This is a genomic window from Fulvivirga marina, assembly GCF_016775155.1.
In the GTDB taxonomy this organism is placed as follows: Bacteria; Bacteroidota; Bacteroidia; order Cytophagales; family Cyclobacteriaceae; genus Fulvivirga; species Fulvivirga marina.
In genome coordinates this window covers 127,965-150,426 of sequence record NZ_JAEUGD010000001.1, presented here as the reverse complement: position 1 = coordinate 150,426, position 22,462 = coordinate 127,965, and the positions used below count along the sequence as shown (strand labels likewise).

General features: G+C 41.6%; 7 protein-coding genes. 3 read left to right on the top strand and 4 right to left on the bottom strand.

The genetic code is table 11. The annotated features are described in order from the left end of the window. Positions 1 to 67 precede the first annotated feature (67 nt). Positions 68 to 1,039: a tryptophan--tRNA ligase gene (trpS, locus tag JMN32_RS00640; protein ID WP_202854335.1), complete on the top strand. Its 972-nt coding sequence runs from the start codon at positions 68 to 70 to the stop codon at positions 1,037 to 1,039. 134 nt (positions 1,040 to 1,173) lie between these two features. Here trpS and JMN32_RS00635 read toward each other — a convergent pair whose 3' ends face one another. After that, positions 1,174 to 1,578, bottom strand: a complete 405-nt coding sequence (locus tag JMN32_RS00635) for a hypothetical protein (RefSeq protein WP_202854334.1) — start codon at positions 1,576 to 1,578, stop codon at positions 1,174 to 1,176. Positions 1,579 to 1,877: 299 nt separating this feature from the next. Here JMN32_RS00635 and JMN32_RS00630 point away from each other — a divergent pair, with 299 nt between their 5' ends. Both JMN32_RS00630 and JMN32_RS00625 read left to right on the top strand, forming a co-directional pair. Next, complete coding sequence (locus tag JMN32_RS00630) at positions 1,878 to 3,596, top strand: phospho-sugar mutase (RefSeq protein ID WP_202854333.1); 1,719 nt, start codon at positions 1,878 to 1,880, stop codon at positions 3,594 to 3,596. 171 nt (positions 3,597 to 3,767) lie between these two features. Then, a complete protein-coding gene (locus JMN32_RS00625) occupies positions 3,768 to 4,733 on the top strand; it encodes a calcium/sodium antiporter (RefSeq protein ID WP_202854332.1) in 966 nt (321 codons plus the stop codon). A gap of 107 nt (positions 4,734 to 4,840) precedes the next feature. Here the strand turns inward: JMN32_RS00625 and JMN32_RS27590 are convergent, their stop codons facing one another. The 3 genes from JMN32_RS27590 to JMN32_RS00610 all read right to left on the bottom strand — a co-directional run bounded on the left by JMN32_RS27590 (position 4,841) and on the right by JMN32_RS00610 (position 22,450). Beyond that, entirely contained in the window at positions 4,841 to 7,015 is a 2,175-nt protein-coding gene (locus tag JMN32_RS27590; protein WP_202854331.1) for a T9SS type A sorting domain-containing protein, read from the bottom strand. A gap of 624 nt (positions 7,016 to 7,639) precedes the next feature. After that, a complete protein-coding gene (locus JMN32_RS00615; protein ID WP_202854330.1) occupies positions 7,640 to 8,590 on the bottom strand; it encodes a PorP/SprF family type IX secretion system membrane protein in 951 nt (316 codons plus the stop codon). A 3-nt stretch (positions 8,591 to 8,593) separates the two neighbouring features. Further along, positions 8,594 to 22,450: a T9SS type B sorting domain-containing protein gene (locus JMN32_RS00610; protein WP_202854329.1), complete on the bottom strand. Its 13,857-nt coding sequence runs from the start codon at positions 22,448 to 22,450 to the stop codon at positions 8,594 to 8,596. Positions 22,451 to 22,462: the final 12 nt, after the last annotated feature.

Below are 22,462 nucleotides of genomic sequence, written 5' to 3'. Positions count from 1 at the left end.
CAGTTATTCAAGTCATATTCTTACCATTGTAACAGGATTTTCTTTTATTTGCCAAAAAATTTAAAATATGGCCAGAATTTTAACAGGTATTCAAAGTAGTGGCAGGCCTCATTTGGGAAATATACTCGGAGCAATAAAGCCTGCAATAGAGCTTTCTAAACAGAAAGACAATCAATCGCTGTTTTTTATAGCGGATCTACATTCTCTAACCACCATAAAAGACGCACAACAGCGTATTGAGAATGTGAACGCTACAGCCGCCGCTTGGCTTGCCTTTGGTTTTGATACTGAGACCAACATTTTCTACAGACAATCGCGCATACCCGAAGTTTGTGAACTTACCTGGTATCTTAATTGTCTTACGCCATATCCGATGCTTGCAAATGCTCATTCTTTCAAAGAAAAATCAGACAAGCTTGCTGATGTTAATGCGGGGCTTTTTACCTACCCGGTACTAATGGCTGCAGATATCATTCTTTACGATGCGAACATTGTGCCCGTTGGCAAAGACCAAAAGCAACACCTGGAGATAACCCGTGATATTGCTAATATTTTTAATAATCAGTACGGTGAAACTTTTGTTATTCCCGATGCTCAGATCGATGAAAAAGTAATGACGATTCCCGGTACTGATGGACAAAAAATGAGCAAGTCATACGGAAATACTATTGATATTTTCTTACCGGAGAAGAAACTGCGAAAACAGGTCATGAGTATTGTAACAGACAGCACCCCCTTAGAAGAACCAAAAGATCCGGATACTTGCAACGTATTTGCCATATATAAAATAGTGGCTACTGAAGAACAGACCGCACAATTAAGAAAGAAATATCTGGATGGCAACTACGGCTATGGCCATGCCAAGCAAGAGCTGTTCGAGCTTTTGATAAATACATTCGAAGAGCAACGTAAAACGTTCAACTATTATATGGAAAACCCTACTGAACTGGACGAACAGCTAAAAAAGGGTGAAGAAAAAGCTAGGTTAATTGCTAACAAAGTGATTGACAGAGTACGAAAGAAGGTGGGATACCTCTAAGGTAGAAGATCAACTTAAAAAACGTCTTAAATTAAAAGAAAGTCATTCCTAATTCGATTATAACAGTCGAAAGTGAATGACTTCCTTTTTTAGCTTAGTTAAGCCCTATTTATTATATATTTTAGCGTTAAGCATTACTTTGCCTGCCAGACCACTTCCTTATTCTGAGAATCTACCTGAAGAATGATCCTTGTAGGTTTCGGTAAAAGGACAAGTTTAGTTTCCTTTCCTGGGTAATCATCCACCTCAACATATACCCCTTCCTGGAAAGTAATGTCATAACCGTCTTCGGTAGATGCTACTTCGTTAGGCAGATAAGCTATTGGCAATAAAACGTCGGTATCAGGACAAAACTCATCATGCACTTCATGAAAAGCGTCTTCCAGGTAATCTCCATACTTTTCCAGAAAATCGTCTTCGAGGTCGTGCAGTTCCTCTTCCAACTCATCATAGTCTTCACTACTATAATCTGTTTTGCTTAATGCAATCTTTTTCTCTATTAAAGAAGTAAGGTCGTTGTCCAGTGCTTTTATATCCATTATCATTAATTTGTTAAAAAAGTGGTACAAAACTCAAAAGTCTGCAACTAACATCCAAAAATATCATTCGAAATTATGTTCCTCGAAATAAATAATTTTTATAAAAATATTTATCAATTAATTTTACAGCGTTATTGTCTGATATCTGCAATACAATGCCTTGTGACCCCCCCTGGTCAAATGGGCTAAACAAACTGATAATAAAAGTAACAAACTGATACAGCCCTTTCAATCCCTTTAGGAAACTAACTTGTTCATTGAAAGAAGTATCCATAAATTAACCTATAAAAATATTAAGTATGAATGAAATTATAGCCAAAGCCCAACGCTGGCTGGATAGTAATATTGACTCCAAAGTTAAAGGAGAGATCCGTGACCTGATGAATGACCATGAAGCTCTTACTGAAGCTTTTTACAAAGACCTTGAATTCGGAACGGGTGGTTTGAGAGGAATTATGGGTACCGGCTCCAACCGAATGAATAAATACACCATTGGAATGGCAACCCAGGGGTTGGCCAATTACCTGATCAAGACATACCCAGATGAACAGGTAAAAGTGGCTATCGCTCATGACAGCCGAAACAACAGCCGTTTCTTTGCCGAAACAGTGGCTGGGGTATTCTCTGCAAATGGCTTTAAGGTCTACCTATTTGAGGATTTGCGTCCAACACCTGAACTTTCATTTGCCATTAGGCACCTCAAGTGTCATAGTGGTGTAGTACTAACCGCCTCTCACAACCCTAAAGAATATAATGGCTACAAGGCATACTGGAATGACGGAGCACAACTGGTAGCTCCACATGATAAAAATGTTATTGCAGAAGTAAACCAAATCAAGTCTATAGACGATGTGAAGTTTAAGGCGAACAAAGATCTCATCGAAATTATCGGAAAGGATGTGGATGATCTTTATTTAAATGAGATCAAAAATCTTTCACTTTCACCAGACCTTATCAGATCACAAAAAGATATTAAAATAGTTTATTCCCCTATCCATGGAACTGGAATCAGTCTTGTTCCTACCTGCCTGAAAAACTTTGGTTTTGAAAATGTGCATGTAGTAGAAGAACAGTCTGAGCCGAATGGTGATTTCCCAACCGTAGTGTATCCCAACCCTGAAGAAGCTGAGGCCCTAAAGCTTTCTCTAAAAAAGGCTCAGGAGATCGATGCTGAACTAGTTATGGCCACTGACCCGGATTCGGACCGTGTAGGTATAGCAGTAAAAAACCATAAAGGGGAGTACCAATTGCTTAATGGCAACCAGACTGGAAGTTTATTAATATATTACATCCTGAAGCGGTGGGATGAACTGAAGAAATATAAAGGCAATGAGTATGTAGTAAAAACAATAGTCACCACCGAACTAATCGATGAGATAGCTGGCAGGTTTGGAGTTAAGTGTTACAATACACTAACGGGGTTTAAGTACATAGCGTCTATCATTCGAGAACTGGAAGGTAAAAAAACTTTTATAGCTGGCGGGGAGGAAAGCTATGGATATATGATCAGTGACTTTGTGCGCGACAAAGATGCTGTAGCTTCATGCGCAATGATTGCTGAAATGTGTGCATATGCAAAATCTCAGGACAAGTCTCTGTTTGACTTACTGATTGAACTCTATACCGAGGCGGGTTTTTATAAGGAAAAGCTTATCTCAATGACCAAACAAGGCAAAAAAGGTGCTGAAGAAATTAAAACCATGATGCAAAATTTCAGAAGTACCCCTCCTGCTCTACTAGCCGGATCAAAAGTGGTTAAGGTCATTGATTATCAAAATAGTACTGAAAAAAACTTATTGACAGGGGAAATCACCTCTATTGATTTTGAAAAATCTAATGTACTTCAATTCTTCACGGAAGCAGGGTATAAAGTATCTGCACGACCTTCTGGTACCGAACCCAAGATCAAATTTTATATTAGTGTAAATAAAAAGCTCGACAACGCCACTCAATTTGACTTGGTCGAGACAGACCTCAATAAGCTTATAGAAAGCATTGAGCACGACCTATTGGCATAACATGCCCTTTATCAGCAGGTATGAGACAAAAGTAAACCTCATACCTGCACCATTCCTTAAAAAGGATATGCTTTATCTCAATTTTAGTCAAAACAGTTATAACATTTTGCTCATACAGCTTACTGATTACAATAGATTTTTACTAGTTTTAGACGGTTTAACCCCCTCATATTGACTTTACTACTATACTTTGCGCTTATAATACTTGGTTTTGTGCTACTTATCAAAGGTGCAGGAGCCCTTGTAGGAGGTGCATCTTCACTGGCCAAAAAGTTTAACATCTCCGAACTTGCCATCGGTCTCACCATTGTTGCCCTTGGTACATCTGCGCCAGAGCTCGTGGTTAACATTATTTCGGGAACAGAAGGACATAGCGATGTAGTATTTGGTAATATCATCGGATCAAATATATTTAACCTCTTTCTCATCCTTGGCGTTTCCGGATCTATTTACCCCTTGGTAGTACAGAGGAACACGGTACTCAAAGAATTGCCATTTTCTTTGTTTATTACTTTGTTACTATTTTATCTCATCAATGATACCATGTTTGAAAAAGGTACTTCAGACCAGCTCAACTTTTTTGACGCGGTAATATTGGCTATTCTATTTGGTATATTTCTAGCCTATGTATTTCTAAGTATGAAATCCAGTCCCAGTGGAGAGGAGAGTAATATTAAGATTTATGGGGGGCTTGGTACTGCTCTAAGAATAATTGGAGGGTTGGCAGGTTTAGTCTTGGGTGGTAAACTTGTAGTTGATAACGCTGTAGAGATAGCTCGGATATTTGACGTAAGCGAAAAACTCATAGGTCTTACCATTATTGCAGCAGGAACATCCCTCCCCGAATTAGCCACTTCAGCGGTTGCAGCCTATAAAAAACAGGCCGATATTGCTATAGGAAATGTTATAGGTTCCAACATCTTCAATATCCTTTTTGTACTAGGTATAACGGGACTGATCACACCGTTACAGTATGATCCGGCACTAAATATAGACTTCTATATACTTTTAGGAGGTGGCGTACTTCTTCTTCTGTTTATGTTTACTATCAATAAAAAGAAACTTGACCGCTGGGAGGCTTTTCTTTATTTGCTAACTTTTATTGCATATATGGTATTCCTGTTTATGCGGAAATAAGGTTCTTGGCGAAGGCCACCTCTCCCTTATTACGTTGAAAAGCCATGACTGCCTCCATTTTAAGAGATCTCCAGTCATGACTTCATTAATCTTTCCGGTAATTGCTACTAATTCTTATCTATAATGATAAGCTTGCGTTGGTGCTTAGCCCCAAAACTTTTTATGGTTATTACGTACAGCCCCGCATCCCACTTCTTTCCAGGCATGATCACGAGGCTATTCCCTGCTGTATGATCTTCATAAATTTCCTTACCGGAAGTATTAGTCACCGAAATAGCTATACGTTCTGCATTCGGATTATCAAACTTCATATGAATTTTATTGCCACTTATTGCTGGGTTAGGGTACATCAATATTCCATCTTCAGCTATACCTTTCACATCTTGTAAAGGAAATTTATTTCGGTAATCATGCGAACAGTATTTGGACATATCTATACCTGGCTCTGCTCCTTCTGCCCGAGCTGAAGGTTTAGCTAAATTGGCTGATTGGTACCATCTGGTATAAATATCGGCTGCTCCCGATAATCCTGACACCAATTGTAATCGATAATCATAATGAGCGGTACGCGTACTCTCTCCTTCGTAGACATAGTCTGTATTAGTAATTACAGCTATCACTACACCATTGGCTGGCGCTTTATCCAGCCTTAGACTAACTTCTCCACTAGAAACCAGTTCACTATAAATGGGGGATCCGTCAATAGCTCGGTATACCAACTGGCAGGTCATATTTTGTCCTATAGGTTGAAAATTAACCGTGATCGTAGTTTCCCCGCTTACAGTAAGTGGTATCTGATTGGCTCCTGACCAACCTGGAGTAGTTCTTGACTCTGGCGTAAGTAGTCCGCTGCCATTATCAGTGGTTTTAATATATGGCGTTGCTGTCCAAGGTTCAGGGTTTAACCAGGAAGGCTGCCATTCTGCGACAATATTACGTTGAAAGTTAGCATCTATAAGTGCTATAACTGCCGGAGTCCATGGTCCAAAATCTACCAGTGCCTGTTTGGCTCTGTACTCTGAGATCAGGCGCCTTGTTTGAGCCTCACCCAAACCACCAGCAATTCCTTCAAGCACTCTGTCTGGACAATACCTCCATATCCATGGCACTGCACCGTCGCCAAGTACATTTCCGAGAAAAGTAGGGAAAGAACTACTATATTGATGTCCTCCCAAGTATGTTCTCCAGGTACATATCTGCTGCCCTCCATCAAACATATTCACCCCTTCTGCAGAAGGCCCCCCAAAGCTACCATCCTGCAGCCAACCCGAATAGCATTCAATTGGCATAAAAGGTGCGATAAAATCTGTACCATTAAGGAAACCCATAGAAGCATAACCGTCAGATCTCCGCGCATCAGCGGTTTGTTGCAGCCACACGTTTCCTCCTTCATGAAACCATGCTGACTTCTTTACTCCGGGAAGATCTGCCAGAACAGCATGAATACCTTCATGCACCATCGCCCCTTGCTGTGCTTCTTTATCATTAAAAGTGCAGGAAGGGTCAAAACTGTAAATAGGGTAATAAGAAGCCAATACCATAGGCCAGTTCCTTCCATTATAGAAAATCGCGCTTTGCCACCCTCCCAAATCAGTATTGGAAGCATTATCAGTACATAACCCTGATCCATAAAGATAAATAGAGCTTTTGTAGCCATTTTTTGCTCGCAAATCAGGTGGCCAACCCATTTCGTCACGGAAATAGGCAAAATCCTTATTCATTCTTTCCAACAGCGGAGTGATAGCACTGGGAGTCACTAAGGAATTGGCGTTAGGCCCCCAATGAAATGTCCACCACCCTGATGATTGAGTACCTACAACTTGAGGACAATCGTCCAATACCATAGTTGGGGTAGGCAGAGATGGAAATTCGTCTTTAAAATCATAACTAATAGTAGGGTTGTATTCTGGCCACGTAAAGGTATCTCCACCTCCCCCATCAGGTGTTGATTCATATACTCTCCATTCTAAAATACCTGTGGATTGAGTAGTGTTAAGCATGGACACTCGAAACTTAGTCGTTACTACATTATCCATCTCCAATGTATTCCATGCATCTTTAGCAGTAGGGATATCACCTGCATTAATCCAGACAGCACCATTCCAGTACTCTACATAAGCCGCCGTTGGTGTAAGTACGCCTCCCGAATCATCAAACCAGTAAATTTGCGTTGAAGCAATGGTTACTTCTGCTGGCCAATCATATTGCACCCATTGAATTGAGTTAGGGTTATACCAATTACCGTAGGCTCCCCGCGACTTGTCATTGGAATGAGATGGCACATATCCGTCATTTACAGCAGTTAATGTTTCTCATGGAGAAACATAAGAAGTAGATGATGTAGCCTCCAATGCCAAATTGGACTGTGGATACAATTTTAAAGGTAAAACAAAACTAATAGACAATAGAAATATCAGTAATTTACTCATAGGTTATTTGGTTGAAAATGGGGCTCCTTTTGAGTAAATAAAACCTGTTTACTTGTTAAATTAAAGTTTAAAAACAAGCAGAGTTTTACTTAAGGGGCGTAAAGTGTTTCAAATTAGAATTTGTTTAAAAGGTTTTCCGGAAAGATTGCCATTCAAATTACCTTTGGATTAAATAGCAATTACAAGGTGGGAAAAATATAGTTTTCGGAGTTTTCATTTTCCTCTAAAAACTTATCAAAAACAGATTATTGATTGATGGAAAGGCAATATTAAAACGCCTCCATTGTGTTGCATCAAGGCTTTTCATACCCCTTAGGCATTGGCTGTCCCTTAACATCCTGTTGCTGTATGAGTTGCTCGAATTAAATTTATTCTCCCCTCCGTTTTGAGGTACTTATTGAGTCTGGCAACATGGTTGCAATAAAAATATTAACCTTGACAGTCTCTTTACAAATAAAAGCAAGAAAAGACAGCCTACTAAAAATATGAAGGACACTCCAGTCCTTTATGAAGCGTTGGAATCTTGATACGGTAATTCAACAAGAATTCATGAGAGCCATTGGATACGGTATTCAGGCCACTGGTGGTCATATCATAGGCATACCCTACATGGAAATTCTCATTAATCTTAAGTTCAAAGAGGTATACCATACCCTCTATCAAACGATAGCTAACTCCTAGCCCCACTGTTTCTTTAAATACACCATTGGCATTAATATCAAAACTAAAAGGAGCTCCCTCCTGAAACCTGAGCAAGGTTGAGCCTATGATTTTAAAATCAGGACTCACAGGAAAAGTATTCCCAACACTTATTAAGTAGTTACGGGTATTTTTAACTGATTCTACAGCAGCTTCAGTATCCTGAATAATCTCATTATCCAAAAGATAGGGAACAGAAAAGCCAAAATAGAATTCCTTATTAGTATAAAATAAACCTGCACCAAAATTAGGATTGATAGCGTTAGTCTCTCTATAAAAAGGATCTGATGAACCAGAGACTCCACCACTCACTCCGGCAGTTGGTACCGTAGTTTTAGTGAAATCAGATTGTAAGGAATTAAAACCAGCCATTAGCCCCATAGACAGGGACCCGTTAGGCATTTTAATTTTATAAGCATAGCTGGCATATAAGCTAAAATCTTCATGCACACCGATTACATCTTTTCCCAATACAATACCAAGCCCCATTCGGCCTTGCACAAAGCTCGACTGAATTGAGGCTGTAAATGTTCTGGGTGCTCCTTCAAGGTTCACCCATTGATTCCTGTAAATTGATGTTGCACTTAACTGCACCTGACTGCCAGCATAGGCCGGATTGATCAATAATTGATCAAACATATACAATGACTGAATAGGTCGTTGTTGCTGACCATAAACAAGGGTTGTTAGCAACATAAGAGACAAGACTGTAAATAAAGATCTATTCATAGGTTATCGTATTAATTCTAAGAATCCTGAAATAATTTCTGAGCCATCGCCTTTATCTATTAAATAAAAGTAGGTACCATTGGGCAACCTGTCTCCCATAGAATAAACTCCTTTTTCACCAATTCCCCTAAACGCCCTGTCTGTATTGTTATAACCATCGATTTCATATACTAGCACTCCTACCCTATTGTATATCCTCACATTGTTATTAGGGAAGTTCGTGATACAATCAATCTGGAAAGTGTCGTTGATGCCGTCACCATCAGCTGAAACAAGGTTGTAGTTGGTAATAACTGTTCCAATCTCCACAACTCCTGTATTTTCACATCCCAAGAAGGTAGTAACAAGTGCTTCATACTCTCCTGGTGCAACTCCATATAGATCTGTTCCTAAGCCTATTGAAGCTCCAGTTGCATCAAACCATTCCACAGTGTTGACAACTGTATTGTTAGTAATTGAAATGGTAGCCTGCCCGGTGTTTTCATCACACTTGGAACCAACTGTTTCAAATACAAACTCAGGAAGTAACCTCTCATCTCCTACATCAATAGGCACACCATCAGAGACACAACCGGTTACTAAATCTGTCGCAGTTACTGTATATGTACCTATATCAAGACCTACTACATTAACTCTATCGGATATTGGCGTACCACTCACTGTACCTCCCATATACCACAGAAAGTCATACCCTTGGGTTTCGCCTTCTACCGTAACGGTTACTTTACCATCAGGATCTATACATGAAGTAACGTTGGAAAGCAACTCTGGTGTTGGTGATGGCGGTATGAGGTGTGCATCTTGTAACTCGTGGGATTCTTCAGACTCACACCCTGTGAAATCATCTATAACCCTAACGGTATACATACCTGCAGGATAACCAATGAGTCTGTTTCTGGTGGTTAAACCGGTACCTGGAGCTCCTGCTGAAGTACCGCTAAACCATTCAAATGAATAGCCCCCTACCCGGCCACCTACCGTGGCTGTCAAAACACCATTTGGTAAATAAGGAGGACATGTGGTTTGCGAACTTTCGGTTATTTCAATAACAGGGTACTGACGTTCATCTTTAATATTTTGAAGTTTCACTACAAAACAGCCTGTATTATTATCCGTAACCCTAATCGTATACACTCCATCTGGCAGGCCTGATACGCGATCTGTATTAGGGTAATCAGGCGCTGCACTTAGATCCGGTGAATCACCAGTATACCAATCCACTGTATAGTTATTGATATTAAATGGGTAGTCATCCGGAAAGCGTACACTGGCTAGTAATACAGACCCATTATCACCGGAACAGAATGTTAATGGCTCTGAACTGGTACTTACTATAGGTTTGTACCTCTCACTTTCATCTCTAATTATGAAGAATGCAGAAGAGCTACAACCCGTTGTAGGATTCAATGCTGTAACTTCATAAGTACCACTTGGCAAATTACTTAGAGTACTGGATGTAGGTGTTGTAGCAGAAACGTTCGCACCTGCAGGAAGGCCTCCGCCCTCGTAACTCCATGTAAATATGTAAGTACCAACATTACCATCAGATTCCTCAGCGGTAGCCTCCAGTTCTGCACTAAAAGGAGGGCCAATACAATTGATCTGAGGAATAGTCTGCTCTATCGCTATTACTGGCAATATTCTGTCCACGTCAAGAATATTAACTTCCTTTGGAATGGATTCACAACCCGTAGCATTGCTGGTCACAATAACAAAATACCGCCCTGGCAATAGGTCTTCTATAAGAGGATCGGTATCCGCTAATTGATTAGCTGGCAATACATCTCCTTCATACCAGCGATATGTAAAGTCGTTACTTAACACCACCGGATCAGTAATTGCCGCACCTCCTCCTATAGAAATGGACTGAACTTCAGCATAACCTGATGGCATACAATCTACTGGATCAAATGTAGCCACATCAATAATATTGGGTTGGCTTTGTGGTTGATCAAGTGTAACATTCACTGATGTAGTAATGCTACAACCTGTATTAGAAACATTAGTGACAAGTAACTCATAAGTACCTTCTAGGGTATTAGTAAGACTACTGGTATTGGCCACATCACTCTGAATAACTGTTCCCGGCAAAGCTCCTCCCTCAAAGGTCCAAGAGAACGTATATGTATCTCCCGTCGAGCCATCCTGCTCTTGTACTGAGGCTGTTATTGTTCCGTTAGCTAATGAGGGATCACATGCAGTATTTGGAGTAAATGACACATCCGGCATAGGATCAGTACTTACATCCAGTATATCAATTCTAAATGGCGGTGAAGAACAACCTGAACCTGGTGCATCACCTGAATTTCTTGTAGCTATCACATAATAAGTACCGGCTCCCATTGTCGGGTATTGACCAGCTAAAGTACCCGCTTCCAAAACCGGACCGGAAATTATGGTTCCAAACTGGTCTGTCAACCGACTGGTACTAATATCCCCTAAATACCACTCATAAGTATAATTTGTTGGTGCCGTAGGGCTGGTAACCGTTACTTCAACTCTACCATCCGGATAACATATATCCTGATCCTCATGATCCACCGTGATCACATCTATGGGCTCAGGCCTATACTCAATAGTTTTGGTAGCTGACGATGAACACCCGGTTGTCTCATTTGTAACAAGCACAACATAAGTCCCTTCTTGAAGATCTGTTATAGTATTTCCTGCTCCTGAATTACCACTCGAATTCGTAAGCGGATTACCATTCAACGTGATATCATAAGTAAATGTCGCACCCACACCAGGCCCTGAAGGGTCAGAAGCATTAATTGTTAAAGTCCCATCAAAGTTACCATCGCAGGCGGTATTCGAAGTTGCTAACAATAAAACCTGCGGGTTAACATGCGAATCGATGATCTCAATTCTTGCTGGAGGAGAAGAACAACCAGCCCCCGGAGTGAAGCCTGGACGTCTTGTCGCGACAACATAATATACCCCTGCTTCAATAGTTGGGTAGTTGCTAATATCCAAGAAAGGATCTTCAATAAGTACTCCTCCATTCTGAAGGCCTGTACCCACTGCGCCAGGGCTATCCTTATACCACTCAAATGTAAACTCATTCAATGGCCTGCTGGTAGCCCCACCATCTATTGATACCCCTGTCACATCCGCTCTACCATCGGGCGTACAGAGTTGCTGGTCAGTAGAGCCTACAGTAGTAACAATGATAGGTGTCTGGCTCGTTAATAAAGTAATTGAGCCTGTAACCTCACAAGAGGTGATCTCATTAGTGGCAACAATTGTGTATGATCCCTCTTGCAAACCTGTAACTGCATTTGCACTACCTGTTTGAGCACTAAGTAGGTTAGTGTAACCATTCGGCCCTACAATATCATAAGTATAAGTAGCACCTACTCCTGGTCCTGATGGTGTGGTCATATCTATAACTATACTTCCCTCATAATCTGTAGTACAAGAGGTATTAGCAAAACCTTGCAGAGCAATTTGAGGGTTGACATGGCTATCCAAAATTTCCACTCGAGCAGGAGGAGAAACACATCCCGCTCCTGGAACATTTCCAGGCAAACGAATAGCCACAACATAATATGTGCCCGCCTCTATTGAAGGGTAGTTAGTGATATCTATGAAAGAATCTGTAATAGTAGCAGCACCACCATCAACCAAGGCTGTGCTGTTCGGATCATCTTTAAACCATCTAAACTCAAATTCGCCCAAAGGCTGGTTTGTTGCACCTCCATCTATTGAAACTCCCGTTACTTCTGCTCTTCCATCAGGTGAACACAATTCCTGATCCGTTCCTGCAGCAGCTGTAATAATTATAGGTGTCTGGTTTTTCGGGATAGTCACAGATCCTGTAACAGTACAGGTCGTGACCTCATTAGTGGCTATAATCGTATATGTGCCATCTTCCAGATCAACCACGGTATTGGCAGTTCCTGATTGGGCATTCAGTGTATTCGCATAACCATTTGGTCCTGTAATATCATAAGTATAAGTCGCTCCTACTCCTGGGCCTGATGGAGTTGAAGCATCTATAGTGATACTTCCTTCAAAGTCTGTATTACAAGATGTATTAGCAAAGGCCTGCAGTGAAATTTGAGGGTTAACATGACTATCTAAAATTTCCACACGGGCAGGAGGAGAAACACAACCTGCACCTGGAACATTACCTGGCAAACGAATAGCAATAACATAATATGTTCCTGCCTCAATTGTAGGATAATTGGTGATATCAATAAAAGAATCTGTGATAGTGACAGCCCCCCCATCGACCAATGCTGTACTGTTCGGGTCATCTTTAAACCACCTAAACTCAAACTCAGCCAATGGCTGGTTGGTTGCACCCCCATCTATGGATACCCCTGTCACTTCGGCTCTACCATCAGGAGAGCATAATTCCTGGTCTATTCCAGCTGCAGCTGTAATAATTATAGGTGTCTGATTTTTCGGAATGGTTACTGTACCTGTTACAGTACATCCCGTAGTTTCATTTGTAGCTATAACTGTATAAGTACCATCTTCCAGATCAGGGATTGAGTTAGATACTCCTGTTTGTGCGTTCAGGGTACTGACATAACCATTCGGACCAGAAATATCATAAGTATAGGTCGCCCCTACCCCTGGTCCGGAGGGAGTTGAAGCGTCTATCGTGATACTTCCCTCAAAATCTGTATTACAGGATGTATTAGCAAATGGCTCAAGAGATATTTGCGGATTCACATGTGTATCAAATATGTCTACTCTGGCAGGAGGTGAAGAACAACCTGCTCCCGGGGCAAAACCCACAAGTCGTGTTGCTACGACATAATATACACCAGCTTCTATTGAAGGATAATTAGTGATATCCAAGAATGAATCTGTAATCGTTACAGCACCTCCATCAACAAGTGGTGTGCTATTTGGATCATCCTTGAACCAAGCAAATTCAAACTCATTCAAAGGTCTATTAGTAACCCCTCCATCTATAGAAACTCCTATAACATCTATTCTTCCATCAGGTGTACACAATTCCTGATCTACAGCTGTAGCCGCGGTAATAATAATTGGAGTTTCATTAATTGGAACCGTAATTATCCCTGCTACAGTACAACCTGTAATTTCATTAGTAGCTACTACTGTATACGTGCCGTCATCCAAACCAGTCACAGTATTTCCAACACCGGTTTGAGCATTTAGAACATTATTATATCCTCCAGGCCCTGTAATATTGTATGTATAAGTTCCCCCTGCTCCAGGCCCCGAAGCAGTGGTGACATCTATTGTTATGGTTCCCTCAGGAGTCACATCCGTACAAGAAGTATTTGAAGATGCCTGCAAACTGATCTCTGGATCAACACTTACATCCGGCACTACAGATTGGAATGGCGCACTGAAACAACCCGCTCCCACACCAGTTGTTTTTTCTGCAACAACCCAATAGGTGCCGGGTCCCATACCAGCATAATTCACATTATCCAATACCTCACCACCATTGACTGCAGTGGCATCTCCTTGCGCCTGAAACACAATGCTGGTGAGGCCTGCATCATCATACCAGGTAAATTCAAAATCATCCAGATTATCAGGGCCTACGCCAACCAGACTAATATTAGTAATCTCAATACTTCCAGAAGGGGTACAAAGATCCGCTGCGGTAATGATCACATCACCATCTACAATCTCAGATATAGTAGGTGCATCCGGCACGGTAAAGTTTTTGGTAATTGAACAGCCTGTTGATGCAGTAACCGTTACGGTATAAGTATCCGGTGGTAACTGTGTAAATGAATATGACCCCACAGGTTGCCCCACAATAGGATAACTACTGGTAGGGTCTGGAGAAATATCCAAAGTATAAGTTGTACCCACAGCATTGTCATCAGGATCTTTTGAAACATCAACCGTAAACTCTCCATCCGCCTGATTAAGATCGCATGCCGTATTTGAACTTACAGTACCCACCAGAGAGACCAATGGAGGAAGGGCACCAATCTCAACCTCAATAACCTCAAACATACTACAGTTATTCCCGGTATAATCCTCTATCAGTTCTATGGTGTAAAGCCCTGGAGCAAGTCCGGTAGCAATTGTTACCGGCCCGTTAGCAGGGAATGCTGGTGGATCAAGGTCTGTTGGCCCTGATATCAGCACATCAGCATTGGCTCCTGAATAGAAGTTTACAGTAAAGTTATCATTATCAATAGCTCCACTTGGATCACCAGCAGGCGGTAGTGCCATAACTCCTGATGCATCTATATCTATAGTTACTTCACCGTTTCCTGACGTATAAGGACATTCCGTCGAATTGGTAATAGTAGGCGTGATATCAGGAGAATCAATAAATGGCAAGAATACAGTCCTCAACTGACTACAGCCTGTAATATTATATGTAACCACCACGGTAAACGTACCAGAAGTCAACCCGGATATAGTTCTGGTGCTAGCAAAGGCTGGTGCGGCAAACGTTGGAGGATTACTGAAAAAATCTATTGGGTCCACATTTGTAGGCCCACCCTCATACCATTCGTAAGTGAAGTCGGTATCCGGATCAGTAACTGTTAAAGCCACAGTTGGCGTCGCGGTCATTTGTCCATTACCTATATTACAATCCGTAGGTAAAATATCAAAATTCACACCTATGGAAATGGCATTTGTTGCATCCAGAACTCTCTCTATTTGCATTGGAGAAATACAACCCGTTGTATTATGTACAGCAACTACAGTATAGTCACCGGGTACCAGTCCGGTATAGGAGCCGTCATCTACATTAACTGCATCAGCATTTGCAATCACAAAATTTTCGTCTATGGCATCATTACCATGATACCAATGGAAGGTATACCCTACCTCAACGCCACCAATATCTGCCTGTAAAGCTCCATTTGGACTTCCACATGTAGTTAGATCACTAACTTTCACTAAAGTAACATCAGGGATGGTGATATTTTCAGGCAAGAACACGATCTCATTATTCACACAACCAGTTGCTGTTCTTATCACCTCAAGCATATAGTAGCCTTGTGGTAGTTCTGTAACTTGTTCACCGTTAACTCCACCAACAACACCAACGCTCAACGCAGTAGACGTATTTGTTGAATTATCATATTCATACCAGGTAAAGGAATAGTCATTCGGATCAGCGGGATTACCTCCTCCAATTGATGTCTCATTAATAGTAGCCAAAAGTTCCCCATTTAAGCCTACACAAAATGTTTGAGGTGTTATAGCAATATTTATATCAGGAAAATACTGAGTATCAACCACCTCAATAGTAACCGGATCAGAAGTACAGCCCAAAGCTACATTGTTAACCGTTACGGTATAAAAACCACCCTCAAGACCTGACAATACCTCTGCAGTATTATCTCCTACAGCAATAACCGGATCAGAAGTTGATGAACCATCATACCAGGTAAATATGTAATTGGCGTCAGGTAATGTAACGCCACTTCCTTTATAGGAAACAGCCGCAGTAACGGAACCATTAAAACCTATGGTACTACTACATACAGTATTACTTTTTTTGCCTAAAGTAACAATTGGTAGTTCGCTATCATCCGCCAGCGTATATGATTCAGTATTAATACAGCCTGTTAAGTTATTAATGACTTCAACAGTATAGTTTGCTCCTCCAGGTATACCGGCGTATATCGCCCCGGTGCCGTCAGGAAGCCTGTTGCCTACTCCATCGAGCTTGACACTATTACCATCGTACCAATTAATGGTATAATTTGCATTTGGAGCAACTCCATCAATCGTTGTTATTTCTATTGCACCATTATCCGCTGTAGTACAATTGGTACTTGGTGTAAACGCTTCAACGATCACAGGCAGAGAAGGACTAAAACCTATAACCACCTGAACGGGGTCAGAAAGGCAACCTAATTGGTCATTTCCTACAGTGACTTCGTAAGTACCATCTTCCAGGTTGCTTAATGTTGCCGTTGCCTGGTTCACCACATCACCTGTTCCCGTATTGGTAAAAGTATAGGTGTAAGTATGCCCTGCAACAAAATTGGCATCTACCAATGACACGACACGGATCTCTCCGGTAAAATCACTACTGGCCAGGGTCTCATCACACACTGAGTTAGGATCTGATTCCAAACTAAACGTTGGCAAAGCACTATTATCAGCAAGTGTATATGATTCCGTATTGATACAACCTGTAATGTTATTGATGACTTCAACAGTATAATCGGCTCCGCCAGGTATACCCGCATAAGTAGCACCGGTAGCATCAGGAAGCCTGTTTCCTCCTCCATCAAGCTTAACACTATTTCCATCGTACCAATTGATGGTATAATCGGCTGTAGGAGCAACACCATCAATCATAGTTATTTCTATTGCTCCGTTTGGAGCAGCTGTACAATTGGTACTTGGCGTAAAGGCTTCAACGATCACTGGCAGAGAAGGTGTAAAGCCTACCACGACCTGTACCGGATCGGAAAGACAGCCTAATTGGTCATTTCCTACAGTAACTTCGTAGGTACCATCTTCCAGATTACTTAATGTTGCCGTTGCCTGGTTCACCACATCACCTGTTCCCGTATTAGTAAAAGTATAGGTGTAAGTATGCCCTGCAACGAAATTGGCATCTACCAATGACACGACACGGATCTCCCCGGTAAAATCACTGCTGGCCAGGGTCTCATCACACACTGAGTTGGGGTCTGATTCCAAACTAAACGTTGGCAAAGCACTATTATCAGCAAGTGTATATGATTCCGTATTGATACAACCTGTAATGTTATTGATGACTTCAACAGTATAATTGGCTCCGCCAGGTATACCTGCATAGGTAGCTCCGGTGGCATCAGGAAGCCTGTTGCCTCCTCCATCAAATTTCACACTATTACCATCATACCAATTGATGGTATAATCTGCATTTGGAGCCACTCCATCTACTGTTATAACTTCTATGGCACCATTTGGCGCTGCGGTACAATTAGTACTTGGTGTAAACGCCTCAACGATCACCGGTAAAGAAGGTGTAAAGCCTATCACGACCTGTACCGGATCAGAAAGACATCCTAATTGATCATTGCCTACGGTAACCTCATAGGTTCCGTCCTCCAGGTTACTCAAAGTGGCTGTGGCCTGGCTTACAACCGCTGCGGTTCCGGTATTAGTAAAGGTGTAAGTATAAGTATGACCCGCTTCAGCATTGACATCGTTAAGAGAAACCACTCTTATCTCACCCGTAAAGGCACTACTACCCAAACTTGGGTCGCAAACTGCATTAGGATCTGACTCCAGACTAAAAGTAGGCAGAGCACTTAGATCCGCGAGAGTGTATGATTCTGTATTAACACAACCTGTAATATTATTGATTACTTCTACAGTATAATTAAACCCACCAGGAATGCCACTGTAAATCGCTCCGGTGGCATCAGGGGTTCTGTTGCCTAGTCCGTCGAATTTCACCACAGAGCCATCATACCAGTTAATAGTATAGTCTGCGTTAGGAGCAACACCATCTATAGCGGTAATCTCAATAGCCCCATTATCAGCTGCAGTACAGTTAGTACTTGGTCTAAATGCTTCAACGATATTCGGTAACACTGGCACAAAGTCAACAATTACCTGAACAGGATCAGATATACAACCCAATTGATCATTTTCCACTGTAACCTCGTAAGTACCATCTTCAAGGTTACTTAAAGTTGCTGTGGCCTGGCTCACAACAGCAGCTGTACCCGTATTTGTAAACGTATAGGTATAGGTTTGTCCAGCTTCAAAATTAGGATCCACCAGAGAAACTACTCTTATTTCACCGGTAAAGGCACTACTGCCCAAGGTTGCGTCACATACAGAGTTAGGGTCTGACTCCAGACTGAATGTTGGTAAAATGCTGTTATCAGGCAAATTGTAAGTTTCAGTATTTATACAGCCTGTTATATTATTGATTACCTCTACAGTATAAGTAGCTGCACCTGGTATACCACTGTATAATGTTCCAGTAGCATCGGGAGTTCTCACACCCCCACCATCGAACTTCACACTGCTACCATCATACCAGTTGATGGTATAATCCCCGGGTGCTACGCCATCTATAGTTGTAATTTCTATCTCTCCATTATCAGTGCCTCCAGGGCAATTTGTGCTTGGGGTCATTACTTCACCTATCGTTGGTAAAGCCTCCACATCCAGTATTTCCACGGTGACTGGTGCAGAAACACAAAACAGGTCTGTTCGTGTAACTTCAACCGTATAATACCCTCCAGGTAACTCACTTAATACCGGAGATGTTGGATCTGCAGTAGCTATCACCGGAGCACCGGTAGTTGTTCCATTATACCAGGTAAATTCATATTGCGGGTCTGGTAAGGTTATCGTAACTCCCTTGAAGGTAACGGTTCCGGTGATTTGCCCATTGTAAGTAGCGGAAGCAAGACTTGGATCACAAGTTGTGTTATTTAGTTTAACTAAATTAAGTATCGGCACATTAACATCCTCACTAACAATTGTATCTGTTGTGGTGAAACAATTGTTTATGTTGGTGACTTTGACTGTATAAGGAATACCCCCACCTTCAACTCCTTCGGCTACTTCACCATTTACTCCTGATGTATTAGTATGCAGGTTGGCAGGTAGCGTATTCTGTCCTCTAAACCATTCAATCGTATAATTAAGTGGATCATCTACCACACCTCCATTGGAAATCTCAACTTGAAGAATACCATTTGGATTGTTTGGATCACATGATGTCTGGGGTGCAATTTCGTTAATTACTAACTCCGGATAGGTACGGTTATCAGTTACCTGAACAATCTGTAAAGGGGAGGACTCACAACCTGAAACGATTTCAGTAGCAACCACCGCATAATAGCCTATATCTAAACCTGACCTGGTTGGTCCCGATCCCGTAGACGGTGGCAAAATACTCCCTAGAGTACTTGTAGCATTATTATAGTAATACCAATCAAAAATATAATTGGCAGTATCCTGTAACACACTATTTATAAAAGGTTGAGCAGTTATAATACCACTACCTGGGTTTGCACAATTATTTACATTCTGAACCACTGAAGCCACTACATCAGGTTCCGTTGGACCTCCTATGGTTGTTGATACCCGTTCTATACAGCCGCTCTTTACCACATCAACAATCCACTCTCCTTCTGTAAGATCACTGGCGATTGGACCTGTTACACCAATTGGATTAAGGTTATTATCATACCACGCAAAGGAATAGCCAGCGAGGCCACCTTCTATGGTAACTTCCAGTTCACCATTGGGTGGGAAACAATGTGTTTGGTGTGAGTTAATAAGGATATTTACTACAGGATCAACTCCCTGACGAAGCACCGTATCTGTTACAGGTAAGCTTGAACACCCCTTCTCCAGATTGGTTACTACCACCGTATATGTTGTATCTGCCAAACCTGTCAGCCAATCGGAGCTGCCGGCCGGATCTGGCATTGCGTTGGTTGTATCTGAGCCAAAATACCACTGGAAGCCGAACAGACTATAGTCAGAAACTTCTACGCCATTTCTTTTCACAACAGCTCTTATCTCCCCGGTATCTGGTGCAGTATCATCGCATTTAAAGTTATCAGCAATATTCTCTATTTCAACAGTAAATGGCTCGGGAACAATATCAATAGCAAATACATTATTATCTAGTTTGCACTCCTGCAATCCACTAGCACTGGTTGTATCCACAGGAAACTGCGTTCCATCGTCGTTAAGTATAATATAAAGTGTGGTTGGCTTACCACTGTAATCAAAATTAACTCCTGCTGTAGTTACTGTATCCCCAACCTGTATATTATTAAGTACCAGTACATCTGCATGAAGGAATGTGGCTGGTTGACCGGTCACCGGATCGACAGCCACTGTAGGGTCTCCTTCCCAGAAACTAACATCTACATTATCTGAGATCGCTAAAGCTCCACTGTTGACAATATTAAATAACACTTCCACTCCAAGGTCTCCACAGGTCGGAGGTATAACTACCACTGCAGGGAAATAATCAGGATCATTGGGGTCCACATTTGGGTCTCCAGGATCATCACCTACGAATGAAATGTCCGGTGAAGGGTAAAAAGGACAACCGTCAGGACCGATGGATGGCACCTGATTAAGAAATGTGTTAAAAGGTCTTTGAGGACCAGGCAATCCGTTATCACAAGGGCCTTCAGAAAATACGGTTGTCATATCAAACCTGGGACAAGGTACACTCAGATCATCGGCAATATTGGTAACAAAATAACCAGATTGGTTCCAAACACCCCTTGTTGGCAACCAGCTACTGTTTTGAGAGAAGAAACACCTCAACTCACCTAACGCCTGCTGTTGGATTGGAGCCTCTATATCGAAAGAGGTATTGGTATTACAGGTAGTACAAAGGTCAGTAGCTCCGTCACCATCCACATCAGCTATTATTGGACCTTCGGTCATAGTGTGCGATTGACATGCGGTACTCCATAGTACATTTTGCCCTGTCTCTCCATCAATTACAACCAATTGTTGAGAATCACGATACACCACTTCAGGGCTACCATCATTATCAAAATCAAATACAGTAGTGGCTACTATCCCTGAACGGGAGTCATTAATTGTTCTGACCCACTTTTGTGAAAGAGCCCCTGTATTTGGGTCTACTTCAAGAGCATATAATTGATTACCCGCTACAAACGTTATTTCAAGATTGCCATCACCATCAATATCACCAAGGTTCGGACGACTGGTTCCCCATATCCACCCATCAGCATAATTTGGATCAGGAGGCGTAAAGGAACTTACAGTTCCGTTGGCAACATCCCAAAAGAAGATCGCTGTCTCTCCATTCTTACTATCCAGTGCTCCCGACAATACCACATCCATGTTACCGTCACCATTCATATCAGCTACACTGGTAGAGCTAAAATTATCAAACCCATATTCGTTTGCATCAAATATCTCTTTAGGAAACCACTGATCACCGCCAAGGGCATTCATGTCTGCAATCACCGCCATATCCGGATATGAAAGGATCAAGTTACCCACAACTACTTCCAGATTACCCCCTTCTATAATATCAACTGCCACTGGTGCAGATACTACTTCCGTATTCCAGTCTCCAACATTTCCATCCGCTAAAAGTGCTCCGGTTTCAGCATCATATACCTGGTCTTTAAGAATTATTTCAGCACCACTATCACAATCCATATCTGCAATAGTAATTTGCCCAGGCCTATCTGGTCCTAAAGGAATAGCATCAAAAAGAGGTACTAGATCTGAAGTTGACGGGCTTGCGTTAGCTCTAAATCCTACAAGGTAATAACCTTCCGGCTCTGAGTTCGCATTTTTCCTTTTACTTACTATAGAAAATATCTCTGCGGGACAACTGCCATCAATATCCGCTATCAGTACTTCCAGCTCAAAAAAGAAATTTCCCTGAGGGAATATACTACTTCCTGGTGTTTTAAAATCTTGTATTATATCTCCTTTATCTGAGCCGTCTGCCTGATTATCTGAAGTAGCTACCACCCTAAGGGTCTGGTTCCACTTTGAGGTAGTAACAACATCAGGTATACCATCACAATTGACATCACCCACGGCCACCTTGGATTGAGTATCAACAGTATTTTGACCTGAACTTGAAGGGTTTACAAAATCGAATGTACCAGTTCCCGGATCAGGAGTAATGGAGCAGTCACTATCATCTTCCCCAACGAACGTTAGTCCATAAAAAGCAGCACAGTCAGCATCTGAAACATCTGCTCCGCCATCACCATCATTATCTATACCATCAGCACAGTTACATCCTTTTTCAATATTTGAAGCAAATTGGCAATCAGGGTCGCTACAATCTATAAGACCATCGCCATCATCGTCGACCCCATTGTAACATAATTCCGATTGCGCAAAAGATAAGCTTACCGTAAAAGTCAGCAGTAATATAAATGAATGTTTAAACACACTTTTCATTAAAAAAATGTT